The following is a 25,610-nucleotide window of genomic DNA, read 5'->3' as shown; positions in this document are numbered from 1 at the left end:
CCGCGCGCGCGGCCCGGCGGCGGGCGCGGGGAGCGGACCGGCGCCGCCGGGACGGGCGGCGGCCGGACAAAGCCGGAAACAAATTATCGCAGGGTGGCGGGGCAGGCGAACGGGAGGGGAGAAAAGACGGGACGGCCATGCCGGCGCGCCGCGGCGCGGGCCGGCGCCGGTTCAGCGCGCCTGCAGGAACTCGGTGAACTTGTCGGCCGACATCGGGCGGCCGTACAGGTAGCCCTGCACCTCGTGGCAGCCGTTGTCGCGCAGGAAGTCGCGCTGCTCCACGGTTTCCACGCCCTCGGCCACCACGCCGATGCCGAGCGTGGTGCCCACGTTGACCACGGCGCGCACGATGGCCGCGTCGACCGGGCTCTGGGTGACGTTGCGGATGAAGGACTGGTCGATCTTGATGCGGTCGACCGGGAAGGTCTTGAGGAAGCTCAGCGACGCATAGCCGGTGCCGAAGTCGTCGCAGGTCAGGGTCACGCCGTCGCGGCGCAGCGTCTGCAGCTGGCCGGAGAACTCGTCGCCCTGCTGCAGCGCGATGGTCTCGGTGATCTCCAGCTCCAGCCGCTCGGGCGCCAGCGCCAGCTCGCGCAGCACGTGGCGCACCTCGGTCAGCAGGCGGCTTTCGCTCAGTTGCGCGGCGAACAGGTTGATGGCCACGCGCGGCGCGTCGGCGAACTCCAGCGACCACATGCGCGCCTGCGCGCAGGCGGTATGGAGCAGCCACACGCCGACGTCGGCCGCCACGCTGCTGGCGGCCAGCGCGTCGATGAAGCTGGCCGGCGTGAGCAGGCCCTGGGTGGGATGGCGCCAGCGCATCAAGGCCTCGGCGCCGACCACGCGGCCGTCGCGCAGGTCGATCTGCGGCTGGTACAGGAGTTCGAACTGGCGTTGCGCGTAGGCGTCGCGCAGCGCCTGCACCAGCGACAGGCGGGTGGTCACGTCGGTGCGCATCTGCGGCTTGAAGAAGCGGATGGTGCGCCCGCCGTCACGCTTGGCCCGGCCCAGCGCCAGGCTGGCCGAGGCCAGCGCGTCGGAGGCGTTGTCGCCGCCGCCCGGCATCACGCAGGCGCCCAGGCTGGCCAGCACGTGGTGGCGGCGGTTGCCGTACTCGTGGGGCTCGGACTGCAGGGACAGGATGGCGGCGCTGACGTGGCGCACCAGGGTGGGATCGGCGATGGACGGCAGCAGCACGGCGAACTCGTCGCCGCCGACCCGCCCGAGCACGGCGTCGCGCGGCGAGGCGTCGCGCAGGCGGCGGGCCACCCGGCGCAGGATCTCATCGCCCTCGGCATGGCCGTGCATGTCGTTGAAGGCGCGGAAATCGTCGATGCCGAGCAGCAAAAGCGCGCAGCGGGGGGCAGCCTCCGTGCGCAGGCGGTCTTCCAGCGTATTCAAGAATGCCTGGCGCGCGGCTACGCCGGTCAACGGATCGATGTCCGCGCTCGGCGAGGCGCCGGCCTTCGCCTCTGACCTGGCCACCATCCCTGCCCTGTTCGTGATTGTCGACATCGGTCCGATCTGTCTATTTGGCAAGTGTGACTAAAACCAGGAAAAAATCAAGCCGCGTCAAACCATGATATTGCGATATGTTGCGGGACGACAAATAGCATAATCGCAAAACGCTACCCCCCGCTGGCGCCATTGAAATGGCCGCACCCTTCCAGTACCCTACGCCGGCAAAGGCGTGCCTCCCCGCGTGCCACCCCGTGCCACCCCGGCACCCGCTCCGTTAGTGCCCGCTCTCATCTCATGACCCGCCAGACCTGCTGATTCGCGCCATGCGCGCCGGTGCCACCCGCCCTGACGCTGCCCGCCGCCCTTCCAGCAAAGAAAATACAAAAAACATCAAATGGGAAAAAGCTCCGCGACCCTCTGGACCATCCGCACGCGCATCCTGGCCAGCTTTGCCATGATCCTGGCGGTCATTTTGCTGACCTTCGTGGTCGCCTACGGCCGCCTGTCGGCCATCGAGGCCCACGCCACCGCGATGCGCGACGACGCGCTGCCGGGGCTGTACGCCAGCACCGCCATGCGCGGCGCGTGGGGCGAGCGCTACGTGCTGGCGTGGCAGAGCGTCACCGCCACCAGCGAAGCGGAGCGCCGCCAGTACGACGAGGCCAACGCGGCCCTGCGCACGCGCCTCGACGAGCTCGAGCAGCGCTACGCCAATTCGATCCGCCGCGCCGACGACCGCCAGCGCTTCGACAAGTACAAGGTGATCCGCCGCCAGTACGACGAGCTGTCGGCGCCGGTGTTCGCCGCCCGCGCCACGGACGCGGCCGCGATGGAGGCCCGCCTGAGCGGCCCCGTCCATGCCGCCTGGAACGAAGGCCGGGCCGCCCTGCAGACCCTGCTCGACGACAACGACAAGGTCGCCGCCGAGGGCGCCACCACCATCAACAGCGCGGTCGAGACCGCCAAGATCAGCATCGAGATCTCGCTGATCGCCGCCCTGGCGGGGTCGCTGGTGGCCGGCTACCTGCTGTTCCGCTCGATCACCGTGCCGATGCGCTCGATCGTGCAACTGCTGGCCGGCATGCGCGGCGGCGACCTGCGCCAGCGCCTGTCGCTCCGCCGCAAGGACGAGTTCCTGGAGATCGAGCAGGGCTTCAACCAGATGACCGGCGAGCTGACCGGGCTGGTCGGGCAGGCCCAGCGCTCGGCCATCCAGGTCACCACCTCGGTCAACGAGATCGCCGCCACCGCGCGCCAGCAGCAGGCCACCGCCACCGAGACCGCGGCCACCACCACCGAGATCGGCGCCACCTCGCGCGAGATCTCCGCCACCTCGCGCGACCTGGTGCGCACCATGATCGAGGTCTCCAGCGCCGCCGAGCAGACCGCCGGGCTGGCCGGCACCGGCCAGGTCAGCCTGTCGCGCATGGAGACGACCATGCATCACGTGATGGAGGCCGCCGGCTCGGTCAACGCCAAGCTGGCCACCCTGAACGAAAAGGCCGGCAACATCAACCAGGTGGTCACGACCATCGCCAAGGTGGCCGACCAGACCAACCTGCTTTCGCTCAACGCCGCCATCGAGGCCGAGAAGGCCGGCGAGTACGGCCGCGGCTTCTCGGTGGTGGCCACCGAGATCCGCCGCCTGGCCGACCAGACCGCCGTGGCCACCTACGACATCGAGCAGATGGTGCGCGAGATCCAGTCCGCGGTGGCCGCCGGCGTGATGGGCATGGACAAGTTCGCCGAGGAAGTGCGGCGCGGCATGTCCGAGGTGACGCAGGTGGGCGACCAGCTTTCGCAGATCATCGGCCAGGTGCAGACGCTGGCGCCGCGCGTGCAGATGGTCAACGAGGGCATGCAGGCCCAGGCCGGCGGCGCCGAGCAGATCAACCAGGCGCTGATGCAGCTCTCCGAGGCGGCCCAGCAGACCGTGGAGTCGCTGCGCCAGTCGAGCCAGGCCATCGACGAGCTGACGCTGGTGGCCAACGACCTGCGCGCCGGCGTGTCGCGCTTCAAGGTCTGAGGCGCGCGGGCGCCGGCCATCTGCCATGAAACTCTTCCTGCTGTTCCGCATCGGCCCCGACCACTACGCGCTCGACGCCAGCGAAATCGAGGAAGTGCTGCCGCTGACCCGGCTCAAGCAGCTGCCCGAGGCGCCGCCGTGGGTCAGCGGGCTGCTGGCGCGCCGCGGCGAGGTGGTGCCCGTGATCGACGTCAACGCGCTGGCCACCGGCATCCCGGCGGCCAGCCGCACCAGCACGCGCACGGTGCTGGTGCGCTACCGCCGCCACGCGGACGCGCCGGCGCGCCTGCTCGGCCTGCGCCTCGAATACGCCACCGAGACCTTGCGCTGCGAGCCCGCCGAGTTCGCCGACAGCGGCCTGGACGCCGCGCCGGCGCGCTACCTGGGCCCCGTGCGTAACGGCCCGCAGGGGCTGGTGCAGTGGGTCAGGATCGGCGCGCTGCTGCCCGATGACGTGCACGCCCGCCTGTTCCCCGGGGCGGCACCATGACCACGGCCAGCCACATCGAGGCGCTGCTCAAGGAGCGCATCGGCCTGGACGCCAGCACGGTGGGCACCGGCATGATCGAGCGCGCGGTGCGCGAGCGCCTGGCCACGTCCGCCGCGCCCGACCACCATGCCTACTGGAACCTGCTGCACTCGCACCCGGACGAGCTCCAGGCGCTGATCGAGGCGGTGGTGGTGCCCGAGACCTGGTTCTTCCGCCACCGCGAGGCGCTGATGGCGCTCGGCCGCTTCGCCGCCATGCGCGTGTTCGGCGACGCCCGCGGGCATGCCGGCGAGGGGCCGCTGCGCATCCTCAGCGTGCCGTGCTCGACCGGCGAGGAGCCCTACTCGATCGTGATGGCGCTGCTCGACGCCGGCGTGCCGGAGCAGCGCTTCCAGGTCGACGCCATCGACATCAGCGCGCGCGCGCTCGAACGCGCGCGCCTGGGCCACTACGGCAGCAACTCGTTCCGCGGCGGGCAGCTCGACTTCCGCGACCGGCATTTCACCGCCGCGCCGGGCGGCTACGCGCTCAAGCCCAATGTGCTGGCCAAGGTGCGGCTGCTGCGCGGCAACCTGCTCGACCCGGCCCTGATGGCGGCCGAAGCCCCCTACCATTTCGTGTTCTGCCGCAACCTGCTGATCTATTTCGACCCGCCCACGCAGCAGCGCTCGCTGCGCGCGCTGGAGCGGCTGAGCCGGCCCGACGCCACGCTGTTCGTGGGGCCGGCCGAGGCTAGCCTGCTGACCCGGCACGGCTTCGTCTCGGCCGGCGTGCCGCTCGCCTTCGCCTTCACCCGGTGCGGCCCGCGTGAGGCGGGCGCGCCACATGCGCCGCACGCGACACACGCGCCGCCCACCCGGCACGCGCCGCATGCGGCATGGGCCGCCGCGCCGGCGCCGCGCCGCCCGCATGCGCCGCCGCCGGCACAACCGCCGCGCCGCGCGCCCGCAGCGCCGCGGCCGGCGGCATCGGCGCCGCCGCAGCCGCATGCCCCGGCCCCGGCGGCGGACGCCGGCGCCGACGCGCTGGCCCGGATCTCCCGGCTCGCCGACCGCGGCGACCTCGCCGCGGCGGTCTCGGCCTGCCTGGCGCACCTCGACGCGCAGCCGCCATCCGCCGCCGGCTACTGCCTGCTGGGCGTGCTGCACGATGCCACCAGCCGGCCCGCCGAGGCGCGCGAAGCGTACCGCCGCGCGCTCTACCTCGACCCGGCCCACCAGGAGTCGCTTTATCACATGGCCGCCATTCTCGAAGCCGACGGCGACAGCGCGGCGGCCGCCCGCCTGAGGCAGCGCGCCCAGCGCAACCAGCCGAGCCGCCATGACTGAGCCTGCTTCGACCGCCTCGCCCGCATTGACCGCATCGCCGCCGCCGGGCCACGGCCTGCCGGCCGGCGCGGCGCGCATCGTCATCGACAACTGCTGGCGCCGCATCGGCGTGCTCGGCGACAGCAGTTGCCCGCAGCTCGCCGTATACATCCGCTGCCGCAACTGCCCGGCCTACTCGCGCGCGGCGCTGGAGCTGCTCGACAACCTGCCCGCCGGCGAAGCCGGCCTGCCCGACGAAGCCACGCCCGCCGACGGGGCCGCGCGCGGCCCCGCCGTGTCCTGCCTGGTGTTCCGCGTCGGCGAGGAATGGCTGGCGCTGCCGGCCGCCGCGCTGGCCGAAGTCACCGCGCCATGCCCGGTGCACACGCTGCCGCACCGCCGCCACGCCGCCGTGCTGGGCCTGGCCAGCGTGCGCGGCAACCTGCTGGTGTGCATCTCGCTGGCGCGGCTGCTCGGCCAGGACCCGCCGGCGGACGGCGGCGCGGCCAATGGCATGGCCGGCGGCGCCGGGCGCGGCGCCCGCCTGCTGGTGCTGGGCCAGGGCCGCGGCGCCGTCGCGCTGCCGGTCGACGAGGTCACGGGCATCGAGCGCGTGGCCGAGTCCGCGCTGCAGGCGCTGCCGACCACGCTGTCGCGCGCCTCCGCGCGCTATGCGCGCGCGCTGCTGCAAAGCGGCGGGCGCAGCGTCGGCCTGCTCGACGCCGGCCTGCTGCAGCAGGCCCTGACGCGGAGCCTGGCATGAATCCGGACCAGTTGCGCGACGCTTCCCTGCTCGAGCTGTTCGCGCTCGAGGCGCAGTCGCAGGCGGAAGTCCTCAACGCCGGCCTGCTCGCGCTGGAGCGCAACCCGGCCGCCGCCGACCAGCTCGAGGCCTGCATGCGCGCCGCCCATTCGCTCAAGGGCGCGGCGCGCATCGTCGGCCTCGACGGCGGCGTGCGCGTGGCCCACGTGATGGAAGACTGCCTGGTCGCCGCCCAGCGCGGCGAACTGGCGCTGCGGCCCGTGCACATCGACACCCTGCTGCACGGCACCGACCTGCTGCTGCGGCTGGGCAACCCGCCCGACGGCGACCTCGACTGGGCCGGCCACGCCGGCAAGGACGAGATCGACGCGCTGGTGACGCGCCTGGGCACGCTGCTGGCCGGCAAGGCGGTCGACGACGCGCCGTGGGCGCCGGCCCCGGCCGCGCCGCCGGCACCAGCGCAAGTCACGCCGCAAGCCATGCCGGCCACGCCGCAGGCCGGGCCGGATGCCGCGCCCGAGCCCCCGATTGCTCCCATGATCGCGCCCGTGATTGCGCCCATGATCGCGCCCGCGGAACCGGCACGGGCCGCGGAGCCCCGGCCAGGCGAGCCCGGCGGCCTGCCCGAGGCGCAGGAGCGCATGCTGCGCGTGAGCGCCGACACGCTCGACCAGCTGCTCGCGCTGTCCGGCGCGGCCATGATCGAGGCCAACTGGCTCAAGCCGTTCGGCAACGCGCTGCAGCAGACGCGCCGCCTGCAGATGCGCGCGCTGCAGGCGCTCGACGCCGCGCAGGTGGCGCTGGCCGGCGGCGGCACCGCCGACGGCACCGCGCAGGCGCGGCTGGCGGACGCGCAGCAGCTGCTGGCCGAGAGCCACCGGCAGCTCTCGCAGCGCACCAGCGAGCTGGAGCAGTACGACCACCGCACCGGCCGCCTGTCGCGCCAGCTCTACGACCGCGCGCTGGCCAGCCGCATGCGGCCGCTGGCCGACGGCCTGGCCGGCTACTCGCGCATGGTGCGCGACCTCGGGCGCGCGCTCGGCAAGTCCGTGCATCTCGAACTGGTCGGCGAGAGCACCAAGGTGGACCGCGACATCCTCGAGCAGCTCGAGGCGCCGCTGGCGCACCTGCTGCGCAACGCCGTGGACCACGGCATCGAGACGCCCGAGGCGCGCCGCGCCGCCGGCAAGCCCGCCGAGGGCCGCATCACGCTCAACGCGCGCCACAACGCCGGCCGGCTGGTGATCGTGATCGCCGACGACGGCGCGGGGGTGGACCTCGACACCCTGCGCCAGGCCATCGTGCGGCGCGGCCTGGCGCCCGCCGAGACCGTCGCCCGCCTGTCGCAGGCGGAGCTGCTCGACTTCCTGCTGCTGCCCGGCTTCAGCCTGCGCGAGACCGTCAGCGAGGTGTCCGGGCGCGGCGTCGGGCTGGACGCCGTGCAGGACATGATCCGCCAGGTGCGCGGCAGCGTCCGCCTGGTGCAGGAAAGCGGGCGCGGCATGCAGTTCCACCTGGAGCTGCCGCTCACGCTGTCGGTGGTGCGCGCGCTGCTGGTGGAAGTCTCGGGCGAGGCCTACGCCTTCCCGCTGGCCTACGTGATGCAGGTGCTGCGCCTGGAGCGCGGCGCGATCGAGCAGTTGGAGAACCACCAGCATTTCCGCTTCGGCGAGCGCCACGTGGGCCTGGTCAGCGCGGCCCAGGTGCTGCAGCAGGCCGAGGCCCGCCCCGACGAGGACACCGTGCCGGTGGTGGTGCTGGGCGACCACGAGCGCACCTACGGCGTGGCGGTGGACCGCCTGCTCGGCGAGCGCATACTGGTGGTGCAGCCGCTCGCGGCCAGCCTCGGCAAGATCAAGGACATCGCCGCCGGCAGCATCACCGAGGACGGCACGCCGGTGCTGATCTTCGACGCCGAGGACATGATCCGCTCGGTGGAGAAGCTGCTCTCCGAAGGCAAGATCGACCGCATCCGGCGCGGCGGCGCGGAAGCCGCGCCGGTGCGCCGCAAGCGCGTGCTGGTGGTGGACGATTCGCTCACGGTGCGCGAGCTCGAGCGCAAGCTGCTGGCCAACCGCGGCTACGAGGTCGCGGTGGCGGTGGACGGCATGGACGCCTGGAACGTGCTGCGCGCGGAGAGCTTCGACCTGGTCATCACCGACATCGACATGCCGCGCATGGACGGCATCGAGCTGGTGACGCGCATCAAGCGCGAGGCGCGCCTGCAGCAGGTGCCGGTGATGGTGGTGTCGTACAAGGACCGGGAGCAGGACCGCCAGCGCGGCCTGCAGGCCGGCGCGGACTACTACCTGGCCAAGGGCAGCTTCCAGGACGCCGCGCTGCTCGACGCGGTACAGGACCTGATTGGGGAGGCGCGCGCATGAAGATCGGCATCGTCAACGATTCACCGCTGGCCGTGGTCGCCCTGCGGCGCGTGCTCGCGCTGGACCCCGAGCTGGAAGTCACGTGGGTGGCCGAGAACGGCGAGAGCGCCGTGCACCTGGCCGCCGCGCGCACCCCCGACCTGATCCTGATGGACCTGCTGATGCCGGTGATGGACGGCGTCGAGGCCACCCGCCGCATCATGGCCGCGAGCCCGTGCGCCATCGTGGTGGTGACGATGGACCTGGGCCGCAACGCCAGCCAGGTGTTCGACGCGATGGGCCACGGCGCCATCGACGCGGTCGACACGCCCTCGCTGGCGCAGCCCGACTCGCAACTGGCCAGCGGGCCGCTGCTGCGCAAGATCCGCAACATCGGCCGCCTGATCGAAGGCCGCGGCGTGCCCGCGCGCGCGCCGGCGCCACCCGCGCGCAAGGCCCGCGCCGAATGGCTGGTGGCGCTGGGCGCCTCGGCCGGCGGCCCGGCCGCGCTGGCCACGCTGCTGGGCGCGCTGCCGCCCGGCTTCAACGCCGCCGTGATCGCCGTCCAGCATGTCGACGAAGCCTTCGCCGCGGGCATGGCGCAGTGGCTCGACGCGCAATGCAAGCTGCCCGTGCGGCTGGCCCGCGAGGGCGAGGCGCCGCAGCCCGGCACCGTGCTGCTGGCCGGCACCAACGACCACCTGCGCCTGCTCGGGCCGGCGCGCATGGCCTACACCGAAGAGCCGAGCGACTACCTCTACCGGCCGTCGATCGACGTCTTCTTCGAAAGCGTGGCCCGGCACTGGCGCGGCGATGCGGTGGGCGTGCTGCTCACCGGCATGGGCCGCGACGGCGCGCTGGGCCTCAAGGCCATGCGCGAGCGTGGCTACCTGACCATCGCCCAGGACCAGGCCACGAGCGCCGTCTATGGCATGCCGAAAGCCGCCGCCGCCATCGGCGCGGCCAGCGAGATCCTGCCGTTGCCGCAGATCGCCGCGCGCATCGCACGGGCCTGCGGCACCAGCACCAATGCCAACCAGCGGTAGGGAACCGGCAGCAAGAGGAACACAATGTCGATACAGATAGAACGCAACTACGCACAGCGCCCGGAGGAATACCTGGCGATGGTGCTGCTGGTGGACGACCAGGCCATGATCGGCGAAGCGGTGCGGCGCGAGCTCGAGCCCGAGAAGGACATCGACTTCCACTACTGCGCCAAGCCCGACGAGGCCGTCGCGGTGGCCGAGCGCACGCGGCCCACGGTGATCCTGCAGGACCTGGTGATGCCCGGCATCGATGGCCTGACGCTGGTGCGCCGCTACCGCGCCAACCCGGCCACGCGCGACATCCCCATCATCGTGCTGTCCACCAAGGAAGAGCCGATCATGAAGAGCGCGGCCTTCGCCGCCGGCGCCAACGACTACCTGGTCAAGCTGCCCGACACCATCGAGCTGGTGGCGCGCATCCGCTATCACTCGCGCTCCTACATCAACCTGCAGCAGCGCGACGAGGCCTACCGCGCGCTGCGCCAGAGCCAGCAGCAGCTGCTGGAGACCAACCTGGAGCTGCAGCGGCTGACCAACTCGGACGGCCTCACGGGGCTGTCCAACCGGCGCTACTTCGACGAATACCTCGGCGCCGAATGGCGGCGCGCGGCGCGCGAGCAGAGCCAGCTCGCGCTGCTGATGATCGACGTGGATTCGTTCAAGGCCTACAACGACACCTACGGCCACGTGGCCGGCGACGAGGTGCTGCGCCGCGTGGCCGGCGTGATCCGCGAGAACTGCACGCGCCCGGCCGACCTGCCCGCGCGCTTCGGCGGCGAGGAGTTCGCCATGATCCTGCCCGCCACCTCGCCCGGCGGCGCGCGCCTGCTGGCCGAGAAGGTCCGCCGCGCCATCGAGTCCATGCAGGTGCCGCACAGCGGCTCCCAGGTCGGGCCCTGCGTGACGGTCAGCATCGGCGGCACCGCCATCGTGCCGGGCCAGGACGAGCCGTTCAGCCGCCTGATCGAGATCGCCGACGCCGGGCTCTACCAGGCCAAGCGCAACGGCCGCAACCAGGTCGTCATGACCGCCTGAGCGCCGCGCCCGGGGGCGTGCGCCGCCGGCCGCGGCGCGCGCCGCCGTCTCCTCCTTCTTCCCCTCCTTCCTCCCCTCCTCCCGCGGCTCCCTTCGCGCCGCCCGCCATACATGGCGGCCGCGTCCTGTGGGAATCGTCCGACAAGCGTTTCGGAGCCCCGCCAATGTGCCGGCCCGCGCGCGCTGGCTATCGTTGCATCACGGCAGGCGCGGTTTCGCATCCTCTCCAGCGGGCGGCGAACGCCGCGGCAACACGCCTGAACAAGCAGCGTGGCGCGCGGGAACATCCGCCTGCGGCAATGGGCCGCGACCGCCACGGGTTCTCTCACTCACCTGCAAGAAGAGGGCATTCATGAAGCTTTCCAAATCCGGCCTGCTAGTGGGCCTTGCTCTGGCGGCAAGCGCGGTGTTGTCGGCATGCGGCGGCGGCGGCGACGATGGCATCGACGACCGCCTCGGCATCAGCAAGCCGTCGGTGCGCGTGATCCACGCCATCACCGGCGGCCCGAACCTCGACGTGCTGCAGAACGGCACCAAGACCGCGTTCCTCAACGAGCCCTACAAATTCGTGTCGAACTACTTCGACGTCGACACCGGATCGCAGCTGATCGCGTTCAACGTCACCAACACCAGCACGCAGCTCGGCAGCGCCGCCGTGGACGCCCACACCGGCCACAAGTACACCGTGGTCGCGCTGCCCGGCGCCACCGCCGCCGAGGTGCTCACCATCGACGACCCGTACGACAAGAGCCTGCTGTCGGACAAGGCCCGCGTGCGCACCCTGAACGCCTCGTTCAACGCGCAGAACATCGACGTCTACGTCACCACGCCGGCGGCCGACCTCAACGCGGTCTCGCCGAACATGGCGGCGGTCGGCTACAAGACGGCCAACCCCGCCACGGGCCAGGACTCGCTCTATCTGGACGGCGGCACCTATCGCCTGCGCATCACCACCGCCGGCACCAAGACCGTGATCTTCGATTCCGGCGCGCTCACGCTGGGCAACAACGCCGACTGGCTGATCACCACCATCCCGGTCGACGGCATCGGCGCGCTGGTGCCGAACCGGATCAAGGTGCTGGTCGCGCAGTCGAGCACCGGCGCCGGCGACGCGCAGGAACTGGTCTCGCAGTAGGGAAGGAAAAGGGAAGAGAAAGGAAAGGAAAAGCGGCAGCCCGGCCGGCGCGATCGCCGTCGCCGGGGCGTGCCAGGCGGGAAGATCCGGCAGGCGGATCTTCCCGCTTTTTCTTGCCGGCCGCGCGCGCGGCGCGCTGGTGTCCGGGGCCTAGCGCTCCGGGGCGGGCTCGAGGTCGCCTTGCAGCACGTCCAGGTGCGACAGGTACTTGTCCAGTTCGTCCTTGCCGCTGTCCGTGATGCAGTAGACGCGGCCGCTGCCCTCGACCAGTTCCGCCGTGATCGCGCGCGCGATCAGCAGGCTGCGCAGGATCGGGCGCAGCGAGCGGATATTGTTGTCGATGCCGTGCTCGCGCAGGCGCTCGACCAGGGTCAGTACGGTGGACGGACTCGCCTGGACAAGCTTGAGGATGTACAACCGCGAAACCAGGCGGTCCAGCGCCGGCGTCTTCATGCGGCGCCCGCGGCGCGCCAGCCAGTGACGCGATAGAGCTGAATGGAGCGGATCATCTTGCGCAGGCCCGGCACTGCCAAGCGCAGCCGGGCAGGTTCACTGCGAGCGTGCCGGCGGGAGCCGGAACGCGCCCTGCAAAAAAAAGCGGGGTGCGCGAGGCACCCCGAATCTTGCGTTGTTCGTACCGGCGTATGGCGGCACCGGTACGGGGGCTTCGAAAACTATTCTTCCTGGAACGCTTCTTCGCGCTTGGCCTTGATCGACGGCAGCGCCACGACGGCAACCAGCGCGGCGGCGGCGATCAGCAGGCCCATCGACAGCGGACGCGTCACGAACACCGTGAACTCGCCGCGCGACAGCAGCAGAGAGCGGCGGAAGTTTTCTTCCATCATCGGTCCGAGCACGAAACCGAGCAGCAGCGGCGCCGGTTCGCACTTGAGCTTCAGGAACAGGTAGCCGATGATGCCGAAGCCGGCCGCCATGAACACGTCGAAGGTCTGGTTGTTGACCGAGTACACGCCGATGCCGCAGAACACCAGGATGGCCGGGTACAGGTAGCGGTAAGGCACGGTCAGCAGCTTCACCCAGATCCCGATCATCGGCAGGTTCAGGATGATCAGCATCAGGTTGCCGATCCACATCGAGGCGATCAGGCCCCAGAACAGCGCGGGGTTGCTGGTCATGACCTGCGGGCCCGGCTGGATGTTGTGGATGGTCATCGCGCCCACCATCAGCGCCATCACGGCGTTGGGCGGAATGCCCAGCGTCAGCAGCGGGATGAAGGAGGTCTGCGCGGCGGCGTTGTTGGCCGATTCCGGACCAGCCACGCCTTCGATGGCGCCCTTGCCGAACTCATGCGAGTACTTGGAGGTCTTCTTTTCCAGCGAGTAGGCCGCGAACGAGGCCAGCGCCGCGCCGCCGCCGGGCAGGATGCCCAGCGCCGAACCCAGCAGCGTGCCGCGCAGCACCGCCGGCGCCATGCGCTTGAAGTCTTCCTTGGTCGGCCACAGGTTGGTCACGCGGTCGGTGAAGGTCTCGCGGTCTTCCTTCTGTTCCAGGTTCGCCACGATTTCGGCGAAACCGAACATGCCCATCGCCAGCGCGACGAAGTCGATGCCGTCGGTCAGTTCGGGGATGTCGAAGGAGAAGCGCGCGGCGCCCGAGTTCACGTCGGTGCCGATCAGGCCCAGCAGCAGGCCCAGCACGATCATCGCCACGGCCTTGGGCAGCGAGCCCGAGGCCAGCACCACGGCGCCGATCAGGCCCAGCACCATCAGCGAGAAGTATTCGGCGGGACCGAACTTGAACGCCAGTTCCGACAGCGGCGTGGCGAACGCGGCCAGGATCAGGGTAGCCACGCAGCCGGCGAAGAACGAGCCCAGGCCGGAAGTGGCCAGCGCCACCCCTGCCCGTCCGCGCCGCGCCATCTGGTAGCCGTCGATGGTGGTCACCACCGACGACGATTCACCAGGCAGGTTGACCAGGATGGCGGTGGTGGAGCCGCCGTACTGCGCGCCGTAGTAGATGCCGGCCAGCATGATGAGCGCCGCCACCGGGGGCAGCGTATAGGTCACCGGCAGCAGCATGGCGATGGTGGCCAGCGGCCCCAGGCCCGGCAGCACGCCGATCAGGGTACCCAGCACGCAGCCCAGGAAGGCGTATGCGAGGTTTTGCAGTGACAGTGCCGTGGAAAAACCCAGGGCAAGGTGATCGAACAATTCCATTGAGGCCGACTCCTTAACCGGTAATGAAAGCAGGCCACACCGGCATCTGCAGGTTGATGCCGTAGACGAACGCGCCCATGCTGATCAGCACCAGCACCACGGCGTTGGCCAGGGCGCCCTTCCAGCTGAATTCATGGCTGGCCATCGACGACACCAGCACCAGCACGAACACCGACAGCACCATGCCGAGCGGCTTGAGCAGCAGGCCGAACAGCACCACCGAACCGAGGATCCACAGCAGGGTCTTCAGGTCCCAGCGCGCGAGCTGGTCTTCCTCGCCCTTGCTCGACAGCGAGCCGATCAACACGAGTGCGCCCAGCACGGCCAGTACCAGCCCGAGCAGGAACGGAAAATATCCGGGGCCCATCTTTGCGGCAGTTCCCATGGAATAGCCGCGAGCGACCCAGGAAAAGCCCAGACCGACCAGGACGAACATCAGGCCGGAGGCAAAGTCCTTTTGGCTGCGTATGCGCAAAACGATTCTCCTCAAAGTACGTGAAAGCATCCGGCTGCGCGCGCAGGCTCTTGCATGCGCAGACGGTTTGATCGGCAGGTGTGAAGGCTCTCCTGCAGGATGGATGCAACCTTAGAGAGGCGATCTTTCAGCTTGCTTTCATTTGTCTTGACTTAGGGGTAATCACCGATGCATGAGGAACTTCGCCACAAACGACAAATATCACGACGTGATCCATTTTCACGAATCGGGCGAAATCGGCGGGAAAACAGGGAGAAATCGCGCGCGCGCCGGATGCGGGCGCGTGGCTGGCGGCCATGCCGGCGACGCGCAGGCGAAGCGCGCCTGCGCGGGACGTGGCGCGGGAAGTCACGCGGGGAACGACGCGGCGCCGGCATGCGCCGGAAGCCGCGCGGCGGCCGCATTGAAAGCTGGTTGAAAGGCGGCGCACGGCCCTACCGCCCCGACCACGGGCGCACGATGACAGACAGAGCTTTCGATTGCCTTTCAGGTGGCGGCAGGCGGCAATATGCGGCGGCAGGCCGGCGGTGCGCCGGCTCTGCGATAATCTCAGAGCACGAATACGCGCGCCAGCCGGCGCCACGGCTTTCCCCCTTCCACGCCTTTCACGCAAACCCGGACGACCATGAGCAAGACCGCACGGCCAGCCCACGCGGGCGCCGCCACCGACCCGGCCGCCGCCGCCCCGGCGATTCCCCGCCCCGGCGAGGGCAAGCGCGGCGAGGCCGGTTATCTCGGCTACCTGCTGCGCCAGGCCGGCGCCGCCAACCGCCTGCGCCTGGAGCGCGCGCTGGCCGACCTGGGCGCCACCCCGCCGCAGTTCGTGGTGCTGACCATGCTGGGCGCCTATCCCGGCTTGTCCAATGCCGACCTCGCCCGGCTGGCGCTGCTCACGCCGCAGACCGTCAGCGTGATCGTCGCCAACCTGGAGAAGGCCGGCTCGATCCGGCGCCAGCCGCACCCGGTGCACGGCCGGATCCAGAACATCGTGCTGACGCCGGCCGGCGAGACGCTGCTGGCAGGCTGCCGCGAACGCGCGCTGCACAACGAGGCGCGCCTGCGCGCGGGGCTGTCGGCGCAGGAGGAAGAAGTGGTACGGCGCTGGCTGGCGGGACTGGCGCGCGGCACCGACGTGGACGGCGCCGCGGAAACGGAAACGGCCGGCGACTGACCCGGCGCCGGCGCTCAGCGCGGGTGCTGCCGGGCGGGCGCGCCGGCGGCGGCCTGCGCCAGCGCCGCCACCTCGCCGGCATCCTCGCCGGCGCCCGCCGTGCTCAGGGCTTCTTCGCACGGCGTGCCCATGCTGGTGTCCGGCGCCTGCGGCGCGAACTCCTGCCGCGGGGCCGGCGCCGCCGGCGTCACCGGCAGGATATGGCTGGCGCGCCAGTTGCCGAAGCGGTAGTAAGCCACCGCCAGCGTCACCGACACCACCGAGCCCAGCGGAAAGCTCCACCACACCGCGTCGGCGCCATAGTCACTCGCCAGCAGCGAGGCGAACGGCAGGCGCACCACCCACATGGAGACGAACAGGATCACCAGCGGCGCCATCACCGCGCCAGTGGCGCGCACGGTGCCGAACAGCACGATGGTGAAGCCGAACAGGATGAAGGACCACAGCACGATCGCGTTGATATGCTGCGCGATGCCGATCGCGGTGCCGTCGTCGGGCAGGAACAGGCCCAGCGAATGGCGGTTGAACAGGTAGATCAGGCCCACCAGCGCGCCGGTCATCAGCAGGTTGAACAGCAGCCCCACGCGCGTGATGCGCGCCACCCGCTCCCACAGGCCGGCGCCCACGTTCTGCGCCACCATCGACGACACGCTCGCGCCCACCGCCAGCGCCGGCATCTGCACATAGGTCCACAACTGCGACGCCACGCCATAGGCGGCCGTGGTCTGCGAGCCGTAGCGGTTGACCAGCGACATCATCACGATCGCCGACGACGAGATCACCACCATCTGCAAGCCCATCGGCAGGCCCTTGGCCACCAGCGCGCGCAGGATGGCGAAGTCCGGGCGCAGGTAGCCCAGCTGGTGCCGGCGCAGCGCGAGGAAATGGCCGCGGCGGTACAGCACCGCCAGCATCGCCGCGAGGCTGACCAGTTGCGCGATCAGCGTCGCCAGCGCGGAGCCGGCGATGCCGAGCTCGGGCAGCGGCCCGATGCCGAAGATCAGCAGCGGGTTGAGCGCCACGTCCAGTCCGACCGACAACAGCATGAAGTAGAACGGCGTGCGCGAATCCCCGGCGCCGCGCAGCGTCATCATCACGAAGTTGTAGAAATACATGAACGGCAGCGCCAGGAAGATGATGCGCAGGTAGCTCTCGGCCAGCGGCCTGGCGTCGGCCGGCGTGTCCATCGCCGCGAGGATGGCCGGCGTGAAGATGTAGCCCAGCGCCGATGCCAGCACCGAGAGCCCGACGAAGAAGCCGGTGCTGGTGCCCACCACGCGGCGCGCCTCGTCGAGGTCGCGCGCGCCCACCGCCTGCCCGATCATGATGGTGTTGGCCATGCTGATGCCAAACACCACGCCGAGCAGGAAGAACAGGATGATGTTGGCGTTGGAGGTGGCGGTCAGCGCCGCCTCGCCGAGGAAGTGCCCCACCCACACCGAGTTGATCGACGCGTTGAGCGACTGCAGGATGTTGCTGCCCAGCACGGGCAGCGAGAACAGCAGCAGGGTGCGCCCGATCGGGCCGGTGGTCAGTAGTTGCGCTTTGTGTCTGGTCGGCATGTCGCGGCCTGTCTCGTGCTGTTCTTGGTGGTTTCTTGTGCCCGCGCGAGGTGCGCGGGCGGAGGCCGTGCGCCCCCGCTGGCCACTATCTCACACTCCGCCGACAGGTCTTGTCGGTGGCCGTCTGTCGGACGGCAGGCCAATTGTAAGCAGATGTCCGGATCGGGGCACGCGCGGCGAAAAACGCCGGTCAAACAGGGGTGAAATGCGCAAGCCGGGGGAATGCCTCGGACCGCCGTCCCCGGCCAGCATCTGTACCGATCCACCAACAGCGAGGACCCGCCATGTCGAAGAACCAGCCCATCCGCTTCCTGCAAGTTGCCACCGCCGCCTCCGCCGGGCTGCTGTGCGCCGCCGCCTTCGCGCAGGCCCCGGCCATGCCCGCGGACAATGCCAACGCCGCCGTGCCGCCCGGCATGACCCAGGTCGAGCCGCCCAAGGACCCGCTGGTGCAGCGCCGCGAGGCCAACAAGCAGGCGTCGGACGAATACAACGCCACCAGGAAGGCCGCGAAGCGCGAGTACAAGCAGGACGTGAAATCCGCGAAGCAGGTCAAGGGCGCGGAAAAGAAGGCCAACGACGCGGCGGCCAGGCAGGAACTGTCGGGCGGCTCGACGCGGAACTGACCGCGCCGCATCCGGCCCATGAAAAATGCCCCGGGGACGCCCCGGGGCATTCATGTGCCAGCCCGAACGCCGCGCGCCTCAGCCGGCGGACGCCGCGCGATAGGCCGCGATGCGCGCCTTGATGCCGGGCCGCGCGGCGGAATGCACGAGGTCGGCAAGCTGCCGCGCCGCACTGTCCGCGCCGTCGCGCGTGGCGGCATGGATGGCCGCCTGCGTGGCGGGGTCCAGCCGCCGCGCGCGCTGCGCGAGCTCGGCCACCACCGCGGCGCGCGCCGCTGCGCCGGCCTCCAGCGCGCCGGTGGCGAAGCCGCTGGCCAGCGCCGCCTCGGCGGCGAACGCGCCGCCGCCGGTGATCCACTCGCGCGCGCGCGCCGCGCCGACCAGCTGCGCCAGCCGCGCGCTGCCCAGCACCAGCCCGAACGCCGCGCCCGGAAACGCGAAGCTGCTGCCCGCCTCCACGCGGCGCTGCCCGCAGGCGGCCACGAGATCGGCGCCCGCGCCCATCGCCCGGCCCTGCACCAGCGCCAGCGTGGCGAACGGCGCGGCATGCACGCTTTGCAGCAGCAGTTCCACGCGCACGAAGCGCGCGAGCAGGGAATCGTCGCTCTCGGCGTCGAGGTCGCCAAGGTCGCCAAGGTCGAAGCCGGTGCAGAAATGCCGGCCCGCGCCCTCCAGCACCAGCAGGCGCGTGCCGTCGCGGTGGCAGGTCTCCACCGCCGCCGACAGCGCCGCCACCAGTTCGCGCGAGAGCGCGTTGCCGCGCGCGGGACGGTTGAGCGTCAGGCGCGTGACGCCGTCTTCACGGGCAATCAGCAGGATGTCCTGGCCTTCGCTCATGCCTTCGGCTCCGGCGCCCACAGGTTCGGCACGAGCGCGTTGGAATAGCCGGACACGAACGGCTTGGTGGCGCCGCTGTCGTCGGCATAGACATGGCGGCGGATGCGGCCGATGTTGCCGCCGTAGAGATGCACGCTGACCGAGACGCGGTCGTCGAACGCATTGCGCACGCGATGCACGTCGCCGAGCGTGGGGGAGACCGCCGCCACCTGCCCGGGCGATAGCAGCGCCGGCTCGCCGTCGGCGACCAGGCGCCCGCCGTCGACGCGGTAGCGCTGGTCGATCTCCGCGCCGCGCAGCATGCCGATCAGGCCCCACACGGTGTGGTCGTGCACCGGCGTCTGCTGGCCCGGCCCCCACACGAAGCTGACCAGCGAGAAGCGGTCGAGCGGGTCGCCGTAGAGCAGGTGCTGCTGGTAGTAGACCGGATGCGGGCGCGCCATTTCCTCGGGCAGCCAGTCGTCGTGCGCCACCAGCGCCGACAGCGCCGCCGTGGCCTGCGCCAGCACGTCCGCCTCGCCGCTGCCGTCGCGCTCGGCCTGCGTCACCACGCGGCTGACGGTGGCGACGAATTCGCGCAGCCGCTCGATGTTGTTGCTCATGTCCGTGTCTCCAGGCAGGTCAGGCGTCGGCGCCGGCGGCGCCGCTCTCGTAGTGCGCGCGGATCGCCGCATTGTGCTCGCCCAGCGCGGGCGGGTCGCGGCGGATCGGCAGGCCCTGCCCGTCGAAGCGCAGCGGCGAGGCGAAGGTGCGCGTGCGGTGGCCGCCCGGCAGCGTCAGCGGGCGCACCCAGTCCATGTGCTCGACCTGCGGATCGTCCAGCGCGGCGGCATAGTCGTTGATGCGCGCATGCGGCACGCCGGCCGCGTTGAAGGCGGCGATCCAGTGGTCCACGCCCGCCGTGGCGAAGCGCTCCTCCAGCAGGACCTTGAGCGCGGCCTGGTTGGCGGCGCGGTCGCGCGTGGTGGCGAAGCGCGCGTCCTGCGCCAGCGCCGGCAGGTCCACCACGCGCACCACTTCCAGCCACAGCTTCTGGTTGCCGGCGGCGATGGCGAAATAGCCGTCGGCCGCCTGGAAGGCCTGGTAGGGCGCGTTGCGCGGATGGGCCGAGCCGAGCTTGGCCGGACTGCGGCCGTTGCCGAAATACTCGCTGGTCTGCAGCGCGGCGATGCCGAGCGTGCAGCCGTACATCGGCACGTCGATGTGGGCCCCGGCGCCGCCGGCGCGCACGCGCGCCAGCGCGCTGGCGATGGCGAACGCGCCGTACAGGCCCGAGGCGAAGTCGGCCAGCGGCACGCCGCACTTGACCGGCGCGCCGCCGGGCTCGCCGGTCACGCTCATCACGCCGGCGGCGGCCTGGATGGTCAGGTCGAAGCCGCCCTCGCCGGCGCGCGGGCCGCTCTGCCCGTAGGCCGACACCGAGCAGTACACCAGCCCGGGCTTGTCCTCGCGAAAGCTGGCGTAGCCCAGGCCCAGCCGGTCCATCACGCCGGGGCGGTTGTTCTCGATCACCACGTCGGCGTCGAGGATCAGGCTGCGCGCCAGCGCGAGGTCGGCCGGGTCCTTGAGGTTCAGCGCCACCGACTGCTTGTTGCGGTTGAGCGAGGCGAAATTCTCGGAGTAGCCGTCCGACAGCGGCGGCCACTGGCGCAGGGTGTCGCCGTCGGGCGGCTCGACCTTGACCACCTCGGCGCCCATGTCGGACAGCAGCATGCCGCAGAACGGGCCGGCTGCGACGGTACAGAATTCCACCACCTTGACGCCCAGCAGCGGCAGGTCGTGTTGCGGGAGATCGCTCATCGGGAAAGTACCGGGAAGATATGCATGGAAGATGCGAGGATTATAGGGACGTTGCCAAATACGGTACTATCGTTCCACATTTGAGAACGCATATGCGCTACCCGCATATGCGCGGACATTGTCCGGTCCCTCACCACCGCCGCCGGAGGCATCGCGCCCATGAACAACACCTTGATCAAGGGACTCGGCGTGGTCGAGCTGCTCGCGCACAGCGAGCGCCCGCTCGGCCTGACCGAGATCGCCGCCCACATGGGCCTGGCCAAGAGCAACGTGCACCGCCTGCTGCAAGCGCTCACCGACATGAATTACGTGATCCGCGATGCCTCCGGCACCGGCTACAGCGCGTCCATCAAGCTGTGGGAGCTGGGCTCGGCGGTGCTGGCGCGGCTGGACCTGCGCCGCCATGCCGAGGCGTGGATGGACAAGCTGATGCACGCCAGCGGCGAAAGCGTCCACCTGTCCGTGCTCGACCGCGGCGAGGTGGTCTACGTGCACAAGATCGACAGCGCCAACCCGGTGCGCGCCTATACGCAGATCGGCGGCCGCGCGCTGGCGCACTGCGTGGCCACCGGCAAGGCCATGCTGGCGTTCCAGCCCGAGGCCGCGCTGCAGCGGATGTCGGCGGCGCTGGTGCCGTCCACGCCCAACAGCATCGTCGACCCCGCGCAGTTCCTGCTGGAGATGGCCAGGGTGCGCAAGCAGGGCTACGCGGTCAACCGCGGCGAGTGGCGCGAGACCGTCTGCGGCGTGGCGGCGCCGATCGGCGACGGCAACGGGCAGGTGATCGCCGCGGTCGGCCTGTCCGGCCCCGCCGAGCGCTTCCGCCCGCAGCGGATCAAGGCCTTCGCCGAGCTGGTGCGCGGCGCCGCCGCGGAGATCTCCGACAGCCTCGGCGGCGGCGCGCGCCACGGCGCGCTGGCGCTGGCCGCGCGCGGCATGGCCACGCTGCGGCGCGGCTGAGCGGCCGGGCGGCGCCCGGGGGCTGCAGATATCGGCCCGACGCGCTAAGCTTGCGGCTTCGGCCAGGAATTCCCGGCCCGGGCGGTCATCGCCCCGGCCAACCTGCGGCACCACCGCCCCGGAGTGCCGCACTCACAACAATCAGGAGAAAAGGCATGTACCAGGATCTCGCCCTCTACATCGATGGAGAATTCATCAAGGGAGGGGACCGGCGCGAGCAGGACGTCATCAACCCGGCCACCCAGGAAGTGCTCGGCAAGCTGCCGCACGCCAGCCGCGCCGACCTGGACCGCGCCCTGGCCGCGGCGCAGCGCGCCTTCGAAAGCTGGAAGAAGACCTCGCCGCTGGAGCGCTCCAAGATCCTGCGCCGCGTGGCCGAGCTGAGCCGCGAGCGCGCCAAGGACATCGGCCGCAACATCACGCTGGACCAGGGCAAGCCGCTGGCCGAGGCCGTGGGCGAAGTCATGGTCTGCGCCGAGCACGCCGAATGGCACGCCGAGGAATGCCGCCGCATCTACGGCCGCGTGATCCCGCCGCGCCAGCCCAACGTGCGCCAGCTCGTGGTGCGCGAGCCGATCGGCGTGTGCGCCGCCTTCACGCCGTGGAACTTCCCGTTCAACCAGGCCATCCGCAAGATCGTCGCGGCCGTGGGCGCGGGCTGCACGCTGATCCTGAAGGGCCCGGAAGATTCGCCCAGCGCCGTGGTGGCGCTGGCCCAGCTGTTCCACGACGCCGGCCTGCCCCCGGGCGTGCTGAACATCGTGTGGGGCGTGCCGGGCGAGATCTCCACCTACCTGATCGAATCGCCGATCGTGCGCAAGATCTCGTTCACCGGCTCGGTACCGGTGGGCAAGCAGCTGGCCGCGCTGGCCGGCGCGCACATGAAGCGCGTGACGATGGAGCTCGGCGGCCACTCGCCGGTGCTGGTGTTCGACGACGCCGACATCGAACCGGCCGCCGAGATGCTGGCCCGCTTCAAGCTGCGCAACGCCGGCCAGGTATGCGTCTCGCCGACGCGCTTCTACGTCCAGGAAAAGGCCTACGACAAGTTCCTCGCGCGCTTCACCGAAGTGATCGGCTCGGTCAAGGTCGGCGACGGCCTGGAAGACGGCACCCAGATGGGCCCGCTCGCGCATGAGCGCCGCATCGCCTCGATGGAACAGTTCCTGGACGACGCCAGCCACCGCGGCGGCAAGGTGGTCGCCGGCGGCTCGCGCATCGGCGACAAGGGCTTCTTCTTCGCGCCCACCGTGGTCACGGAACTGCCCGACGACGCCAAGCTGATGGTCGACGAACCGTTCGGCCCGGTCGCGCCGGTGACGCGCTTCAAGGACGCCGAGGAAGTGCTGCGCCGCGCCAACAGCCTGCCGTTCGGCCTGGCCTCCTACGTGTTCACCAACTCGCTCAAGACCGCGACGCTGGTGTCCAACGGCCTCGAAGCCGGCATGGTCAACATCAACCACTTCGGCATGGCACTGGCCGAAACGCCGTTCGGCGGCATCAAGGACTCCGGCATCGGCAGCGAAGGCGGCCAGGAAACCTTCGATGGCTACCTCGTGACCAAGTTCATCACGCAGGTCTGACAGCGCGCGTGAAAGTAGGCCCGCAGGTTGGCTGCAAGCAGTCGACCTGCGGGCCTTGTCTTTTCTGGGCTAGCTTCCCGCTCTGCCCCAGCACCCCGGCCCACCACGCCCACCACGAAACCATGAGGGTGCTATGTAGCGGCGGCCAAAACCGGTAACGGCAGATGCCTGAACAAGCAATGCACTCGCCATCATAGGTCTGACCGCGAAACCAACACCGCCAGCAAAGTCGTGGCCGCCCGCACCGGTAACGGCAGGATGCCAGCAGAACCACAAACCCCACCACGAAACCACCAACAACCAGAAACCCCAACGTTTCTGCCCCTGCCGGCCAGGCAGTCCGCTTTCTTGGCCTACTTTCTTTTCGGACAAAAGAAAGTAGGTCGCGCCGGGGGCGCGAAAGCCTTTGACTTTGACTTTGACTTTGAAGTCAAGCAGCTGACGTCAAGCCTTCGACTTCGACCTTAAGCCACTCCCCTCCCTCCCCCTCGCCACCCGATAATCCTCCGCAAAATCCCGCCACTGCTTCTGCGCCATCTCACACCCATGCCGCGCCAGCCGCAGCACCGGCGCACGCCAGTGCCTGCCGGCCGCGAATTCCTGCAATTGCTCGATCCGGTCCGCCGCCTCATGCCCGCAGCCGCGCAGGTGCGCCCACGCGGCAACACGCGCCATCGTCAGCAACACCTCGCGCAATTGCGTGCGCCCAGTGTGCGGGCCGATGTTGATGCGGTCGGCGGTCGGCTGCAGTCCCTTGACCACGTAGGATGAAGCATCCATCGTCACCGCCGACAGCAGCGCCGGCGAGGCCGCCTGCATGGCGTGCTGGATCTGCACCACGCGCGCGGCCTCGCTCTGCCAGCGCGGCTGCGCGCGCAGCGGGATGCTCTTCCAGGCGCTGGGCGCGGCGCGCTTGATGTCGACCAGGCGCTGGGCCGCGCGGTCGTCGCCATTGTGGGCCAGCACCACGTAGCGCTCGAGCCCGAGGCTGCCCACGCCGGCGATGCGGCGCGCGGCATCGTCGGAGACCAAACGCCCGTGGCTCGACTGCTGCCCGAACTCGCGCAGGATGGCGGCGGCGCGCTTGCGCTGGCCCTTGAGCGGCGCCAGCGCGTGCTTGCCGTCGACCAGCAGGCGGCGCTTGCCGCCGCCGCGCACGGTGCGCTCGGCCAGCAGCTCGCCGCGGCGCCGGCGCTTGACCCGGCGCAGCAGCGTGGCGACCATGCCGGTGGCGGTGGCGCGCTCCACCCAGCGCGGCTTGCCGGAGGCCAGCACGGCGGCGTAGGTGTCGAGCATGCGCTCGGCGCCGGCGCGCGCGTCGGCGTCCGACAGCCCGAGCTGGGGCGCGGCGATCATCAGGCTGGAGAGCAGGCGCACCAGGTCCACCGTGAGCGGCGCGACCAGGGCGTCGTCGAAGTCGTTGAGGTCGAAGTAGACCAGGCCGTTGTCGCCCTTGAAGCTGCCCAGGTTTTCCAGGTGGAGGTCGCCGCAGACGTAGGTCACGGGCGCTTCGATCAGTGCCGCCTCGCCGCCCACGGCCGCGGCGTAGAGATGGTTGGTGCCGCGCAGGAAGGCGAACGGATCGGCCGCGATGGCGGCCAGCTTGCGCGTGAGCCGCTCGGGATCGCGGCCTTGGTTGTAGATCAGGATGGCTTCCGTGGCAGGGTGCATGGCTTCCTCTGGTGGACCGGCAACCCGCCAAGTGTACCTCCGCGCCCTAGTGGAAGAACGTGCCGCGCAGCAGGAACGTGTAGTCGGCCTCGGCCGCCATCAGCCCGACCAGCACCAGCAGGCACAGCGGCGGCAGCAGGATCGCGCAGATCAGCGCCAGCCGCTCCCACGCCATGTGCATGAACACGGCGACGATCAGCCCGGCCTTCATCACCATGAACAGCAGGATCAGCGTCCAGCGCAGGTAGCCCTCGAAATGGAAGTAGTCCACCAGGTAGGACAGCGTGGAGAGCACGAACAGCAGCGCCCAGATCTTCAGGTACAGGCCGATGGGATGCTGCTGGCCGTGCTGGGCGCCGTGCCCGGCCTCGGGGCTGGCGGGCGCGGCGGAAGACGTCGAGGTGGCCATGACGAGCCTCACCAGAGATAGAACAGCGCGAAGATGAAGACCCACACCAGGTCCACGAAGTGCCAGTACAGCCCGGCGATCTCCACGATCTGGTAGTTGCCGCCGGCCTCGTAGCGCCCGCGCAGCACCTTGGTCGCCACCACCAGCAGGTAGACCACGCCGCAGCTCACGTGCAGGCCGTGGAAGCCGGTGATCATGAAGAAGGCGGAGCCGAACTGCGCCGCGCCCATCGGGTTGCCCCACGGGCGCACGCCCTCCATGATCAGCTTGGTCCATTCGAAGGCCTGCATGGAGACGAAGGCCACGCCGAACAGCGCGGTGGCGAACATCAGCGCGGCGCATTTCGCGCGGTCGCGCCGGTAGGCGAAGTTCACCGCCATCGCCATCGTGCCGCTGCTGCTGATCAGCACGAAGGTCATGATGGCGATCAGCAGCAGCGGCACCTCGGCGTTGCCGACGTGCAGCGCGAAGACCTCGCTCGGGTTCGGCCACGGCACGGTGTTGGCGATGCGCACCGTCATGTAGCCGGTCAGGAAGCAACTGAAGATGAAGGTGTCGGACAGCAGGAAGATCCACATCATGGCCTTGCCCCACGACACCCGGAAGGCCTGCTGGTCGGAACCCCAGTCGGCCACCAGCCCGCGCCAGCCGGCCGCCGCCGGCGCGCCCACAGCGGCGGAAGAAACGGGTTGCGATGACATCGGCTTACCTCC

24 protein-coding genes are annotated in these 25,610 nt (G+C 70.4%); 13 read left to right on the top strand and 11 right to left on the bottom strand.

The window, feature by feature from the left end:
* Positions 1-171: 171 nt before the first annotated feature.
* On the bottom strand, positions 172-1,488 hold the full coding sequence (locus tag ACWTPI_RS22230; RefSeq protein ID WP_059415085.1) for a putative bifunctional diguanylate cyclase/phosphodiesterase: 1,317 nt from the start codon (positions 1,486-1,488) through the stop codon (positions 172-174).
* A 367-nt stretch (positions 1,489-1,855) separates the two neighbouring features.
* Here ACWTPI_RS22230 and ACWTPI_RS22225 point away from each other — a divergent pair, with 367 nt between their 5' ends.
* The 8 genes from ACWTPI_RS22225 to ACWTPI_RS22190 all read left to right on the top strand — a co-directional run bounded on the left by ACWTPI_RS22225 (position 1,856) and on the right by ACWTPI_RS22190 (position 11,626).
* Positions 1,856-3,487, top strand: a complete 1,632-nt coding sequence (locus ACWTPI_RS22225) for a methyl-accepting chemotaxis protein (protein ID WP_454732737.1) — start codon at positions 1,856-1,858, stop codon at positions 3,485-3,487.
* Positions 3,488-3,512: 25 nt separating this feature from the next.
* Positions 3,513-3,977 (top strand): chemotaxis protein CheW, encoded by a 465-nt coding sequence (locus ACWTPI_RS22220; protein ID WP_020206957.1) that lies wholly within the window; start codon positions 3,513-3,515, stop codon positions 3,975-3,977.
* Positions 3,974-5,305: a CheR family methyltransferase gene (locus tag ACWTPI_RS22215; RefSeq protein WP_454732736.1), complete on the top strand. Its 1,332-nt coding sequence runs from the start codon at positions 3,974-3,976 to the stop codon at positions 5,303-5,305. The genes ACWTPI_RS22220 and ACWTPI_RS22215 overlap by 4 nt, the downstream gene beginning before the upstream one ends.
* Entirely contained in the window at positions 5,298-6,047 is a 750-nt protein-coding gene (locus ACWTPI_RS22210) for a chemotaxis protein CheW (protein WP_454732735.1), read from the top strand. The genes ACWTPI_RS22215 and ACWTPI_RS22210 overlap by 8 nt, the downstream gene beginning before the upstream one ends.
* Positions 6,044-8,431: a response regulator gene (locus ACWTPI_RS22205; RefSeq protein ID WP_454732734.1), complete on the top strand. Its 2,388-nt coding sequence runs from the start codon at positions 6,044-6,046 to the stop codon at positions 8,429-8,431. Before ACWTPI_RS22210 ends, ACWTPI_RS22205 begins: the two co-directional genes overlap by 4 nt.
* Complete coding sequence (gene cheB, locus ACWTPI_RS22200) at positions 8,428-9,456, top strand: chemotaxis response regulator protein-glutamate methylesterase (RefSeq protein WP_059415073.1); 1,029 nt, start codon at positions 8,428-8,430, stop codon at positions 9,454-9,456. Before ACWTPI_RS22205 ends, cheB begins: the two co-directional genes overlap by 4 nt.
* A 24-nt stretch (positions 9,457-9,480) precedes the next feature.
* Positions 9,481-10,491, top strand: coding sequence for a response regulator (locus ACWTPI_RS22195; RefSeq protein ID WP_020206916.1), 1,011 nt, complete (start codon positions 9,481-9,483; stop codon positions 10,489-10,491).
* A gap of 352 nt (positions 10,492-10,843) precedes the next feature.
* The gene (locus ACWTPI_RS22190) at positions 10,844-11,626 is read left to right on the top strand and encodes a DUF4397 domain-containing protein (RefSeq protein ID WP_059415068.1); all 783 of its coding nucleotides are present in this window, start codon (positions 10,844-10,846) and stop codon (positions 11,624-11,626) included.
* A gap of 150 nt (positions 11,627-11,776) precedes the next feature.
* Here ACWTPI_RS22190 and ACWTPI_RS22185 read toward each other — a convergent pair whose 3' ends face one another.
* From ACWTPI_RS22185 to ACWTPI_RS22175, 3 genes are all read right to left on the bottom strand, one after another.
* A complete protein-coding gene (locus tag ACWTPI_RS22185) occupies positions 11,777-12,079 on the bottom strand; it encodes a helix-turn-helix transcriptional regulator (protein WP_020206914.1) in 303 nt (100 codons plus the stop codon).
* 221 nt (positions 12,080-12,300) lie between these two features.
* Complete coding sequence (locus ACWTPI_RS22180) at positions 12,301-13,803, bottom strand: tripartite tricarboxylate transporter permease (RefSeq protein ID WP_059415066.1); 1,503 nt, start codon at positions 13,801-13,803, stop codon at positions 12,301-12,303.
* Positions 13,804-13,816: 13 nt separating this feature from the next.
* Positions 13,817-14,278 (bottom strand): tripartite tricarboxylate transporter TctB family protein, encoded by a 462-nt coding sequence (locus ACWTPI_RS22175; protein WP_020206838.1) that lies wholly within the window; start codon positions 14,276-14,278, stop codon positions 13,817-13,819.
* A gap of 172 nt (positions 14,279-14,450) precedes the next feature.
* Between ACWTPI_RS22175 and ACWTPI_RS22170 the strand changes: the two genes are divergently transcribed.
* On the top strand, positions 14,451-14,696 hold the full coding sequence (locus ACWTPI_RS22170) for a hypothetical protein (protein ID WP_454740526.1): 246 nt from the start codon (positions 14,451-14,453) through the stop codon (positions 14,694-14,696).
* 207 nt (positions 14,697-14,903) lie between these two features.
* Complete coding sequence (locus ACWTPI_RS22165; protein ID WP_020206839.1) at positions 14,904-15,449, top strand: MarR family winged helix-turn-helix transcriptional regulator; 546 nt, start codon at positions 14,904-14,906, stop codon at positions 15,447-15,449.
* A 14-nt stretch (positions 15,450-15,463) separates the two neighbouring features.
* On the opposite strand, the gene ACWTPI_RS22160 is transcribed toward ACWTPI_RS22165, so the two are convergent.
* A complete protein-coding gene (locus tag ACWTPI_RS22160; RefSeq protein WP_020206840.1) occupies positions 15,464-17,011 on the bottom strand; it encodes an MATE family efflux transporter in 1,548 nt (515 codons plus the stop codon).
* Positions 17,012-17,295: 284 nt separating this feature from the next.
* On the opposite strand from ACWTPI_RS22160, the gene ACWTPI_RS22155 reads away from it, so the two are divergent.
* Positions 17,296-17,637, top strand: coding sequence for a hypothetical protein (locus ACWTPI_RS22155; RefSeq protein ID WP_454732733.1), 342 nt, complete (start codon positions 17,296-17,298; stop codon positions 17,635-17,637).
* 78 nt (positions 17,638-17,715) lie between these two features.
* On the opposite strand, the gene ACWTPI_RS22150 is transcribed toward ACWTPI_RS22155, so the two are convergent.
* Genes ACWTPI_RS22150 through ACWTPI_RS22140 form a run of 3 tightly spaced genes read right to left on the bottom strand, consistent with a single transcriptional unit; the run spans position 17,716 to position 20,274 of the window.
* Positions 17,716-18,474, bottom strand: coding sequence for an enoyl-CoA hydratase/isomerase family protein (locus ACWTPI_RS22150; RefSeq protein WP_454732732.1), 759 nt, complete (start codon positions 18,472-18,474; stop codon positions 17,716-17,718).
* Complete coding sequence (locus ACWTPI_RS22145; protein ID WP_454732731.1) at positions 18,471-19,076, bottom strand: cysteine dioxygenase; 606 nt, start codon at positions 19,074-19,076, stop codon at positions 18,471-18,473. Before ACWTPI_RS22145 ends, ACWTPI_RS22150 begins: the two co-directional genes overlap by 4 nt.
* Positions 19,077-19,095: 19 nt before the next feature.
* Entirely contained in the window at positions 19,096-20,274 is a 1,179-nt protein-coding gene (locus tag ACWTPI_RS22140; protein ID WP_020206844.1) for a CaiB/BaiF CoA transferase family protein, read from the bottom strand.
* A 159-nt stretch (positions 20,275-20,433) separates the two neighbouring features.
* Here ACWTPI_RS22140 and ACWTPI_RS22135 point away from each other — a divergent pair, with 159 nt between their 5' ends.
* Together ACWTPI_RS22135 and ACWTPI_RS22130 are read left to right on the top strand one after the other, a co-directional pair.
* Positions 20,434-21,234, top strand: coding sequence for an IclR family transcriptional regulator (locus ACWTPI_RS22135; protein WP_059415058.1), 801 nt, complete (start codon positions 20,434-20,436; stop codon positions 21,232-21,234).
* A 155-nt stretch (positions 21,235-21,389) separates the two neighbouring features.
* Entirely contained in the window at positions 21,390-22,817 is a 1,428-nt protein-coding gene (locus ACWTPI_RS22130) for an NAD-dependent succinate-semialdehyde dehydrogenase (RefSeq protein ID WP_020206846.1), read from the top strand.
* A gap of 444 nt (positions 22,818-23,261) precedes the next feature.
* On the opposite strand, the gene ACWTPI_RS22125 is transcribed toward ACWTPI_RS22130, so the two are convergent.
* From ACWTPI_RS22125 to ACWTPI_RS22115, 3 genes are read right to left on the bottom strand one after another with little or no spacing between them, the layout of a single operon-like run.
* Positions 23,262-24,488, bottom strand: a complete 1,227-nt coding sequence (locus ACWTPI_RS22125) for a DUF2252 domain-containing protein (protein WP_454732730.1) — start codon at positions 24,486-24,488, stop codon at positions 23,262-23,264.
* Positions 24,489-24,534: 46 nt separating this feature from the next.
* On the bottom strand, positions 24,535-24,897 hold the full coding sequence (locus ACWTPI_RS22120; RefSeq protein ID WP_020206302.1) for a cytochrome C oxidase subunit IV family protein: 363 nt from the start codon (positions 24,895-24,897) through the stop codon (positions 24,535-24,537).
* Positions 24,898-24,905: 8 nt separating this feature from the next.
* Positions 24,906-25,598 carry a heme-copper oxidase subunit III family protein gene (locus ACWTPI_RS22115; RefSeq protein WP_454732729.1) on the bottom strand — a complete coding sequence of 231 codons (693 nt, stop codon included), beginning with the start codon at positions 25,596-25,598 and terminating at the stop codon, positions 24,906-24,908.
* Positions 25,599-25,610 lie beyond the last annotated feature (12 nt).

Source organism: Cupriavidus ulmosensis (assembly GCF_977008105.1).
The sequence above is the reverse complement of the archived record's forward strand: the minus strand, read 5'-3'. Positions and strand labels throughout refer to the sequence as shown.

Excerpts from the sequence above, each read along its gene's own strand:
- ACWTPI_RS22230 (WP_059415085.1), bottom strand. The coding sequence starts at position 1,488 with ATGGTGGCCAGGTCAGAGGCGAAGGCCGGCGCCTCGCCGAGCGCGGAC.
- ACWTPI_RS22225 (WP_454732737.1), top strand. The coding sequence starts at position 1,856 with ATGGGAAAAAGCTCCGCGACCCTCTGGACCATCCGCACGCGCATCCTG.
- ACWTPI_RS22220 (WP_020206957.1), top strand. The coding sequence starts at position 3,513 with ATGAAACTCTTCCTGCTGTTCCGCATCGGCCCCGACCACTACGCGCTC.
- ACWTPI_RS22215 (WP_454732736.1), top strand. The coding sequence starts at position 3,974 with ATGACCACGGCCAGCCACATCGAGGCGCTGCTCAAGGAGCGCATCGGC.
- ACWTPI_RS22210 (WP_454732735.1), top strand. The coding sequence starts at position 5,298 with ATGACTGAGCCTGCTTCGACCGCCTCGCCCGCATTGACCGCATCGCCG.
- ACWTPI_RS22205 (WP_454732734.1), top strand. The coding sequence starts at position 6,044 with ATGAATCCGGACCAGTTGCGCGACGCTTCCCTGCTCGAGCTGTTCGCG.
- cheB (WP_059415073.1), top strand. The coding sequence starts at position 8,428 with ATGAAGATCGGCATCGTCAACGATTCACCGCTGGCCGTGGTCGCCCTG.
- ACWTPI_RS22195 (WP_020206916.1), top strand. The coding sequence starts at position 9,481 with ATGTCGATACAGATAGAACGCAACTACGCACAGCGCCCGGAGGAATAC.
- ACWTPI_RS22190 (WP_059415068.1), top strand. The coding sequence starts at position 10,844 with ATGAAGCTTTCCAAATCCGGCCTGCTAGTGGGCCTTGCTCTGGCGGCA.
- ACWTPI_RS22185 (WP_020206914.1), bottom strand. The coding sequence starts at position 12,079 with ATGAAGACGCCGGCGCTGGACCGCCTGGTTTCGCGGTTGTACATCCTC.
- ACWTPI_RS22180 (WP_059415066.1), bottom strand. The coding sequence starts at position 13,803 with ATGGAATTGTTCGATCACCTTGCCCTGGGTTTTTCCACGGCACTGTCA.
- ACWTPI_RS22170 (WP_454740526.1), top strand. The coding sequence starts at position 14,451 with ATGAGGAACTTCGCCACAAACGACAAATATCACGACGTGATCCATTTT.
- ACWTPI_RS22165 (WP_020206839.1), top strand. The coding sequence starts at position 14,904 with ATGAGCAAGACCGCACGGCCAGCCCACGCGGGCGCCGCCACCGACCCG.
- ACWTPI_RS22160 (WP_020206840.1), bottom strand. The coding sequence starts at position 17,011 with ATGCCGACCAGACACAAAGCGCAACTACTGACCACCGGCCCGATCGGG.
- ACWTPI_RS22155 (WP_454732733.1), top strand. The coding sequence starts at position 17,296 with ATGTCGAAGAACCAGCCCATCCGCTTCCTGCAAGTTGCCACCGCCGCC.
- ACWTPI_RS22150 (WP_454732732.1), bottom strand. The coding sequence starts at position 18,474 with ATGAGCGAAGGCCAGGACATCCTGCTGATTGCCCGTGAAGACGGCGTC.
- ACWTPI_RS22145 (WP_454732731.1), bottom strand. The coding sequence starts at position 19,076 with ATGAGCAACAACATCGAGCGGCTGCGCGAATTCGTCGCCACCGTCAGC.
- ACWTPI_RS22140 (WP_020206844.1), bottom strand. The coding sequence starts at position 20,274 with ATGAGCGATCTCCCGCAACACGACCTGCCGCTGCTGGGCGTCAAGGTG.
- ACWTPI_RS22135 (WP_059415058.1), top strand. The coding sequence starts at position 20,434 with ATGAACAACACCTTGATCAAGGGACTCGGCGTGGTCGAGCTGCTCGCG.
- ACWTPI_RS22130 (WP_020206846.1), top strand. The coding sequence starts at position 21,390 with ATGTACCAGGATCTCGCCCTCTACATCGATGGAGAATTCATCAAGGGA.
- ACWTPI_RS22125 (WP_454732730.1), bottom strand. The coding sequence starts at position 24,488 with ATGCACCCTGCCACGGAAGCCATCCTGATCTACAACCAAGGCCGCGAT.
- ACWTPI_RS22120 (WP_020206302.1), bottom strand. The coding sequence starts at position 24,897 with ATGGCCACCTCGACGTCTTCCGCCGCGCCCGCCAGCCCCGAGGCCGGG.
- ACWTPI_RS22115 (WP_454732729.1), bottom strand. The coding sequence starts at position 25,598 with ATGTCATCGCAACCCGTTTCTTCCGCCGCTGTGGGCGCGCCGGCGGCG.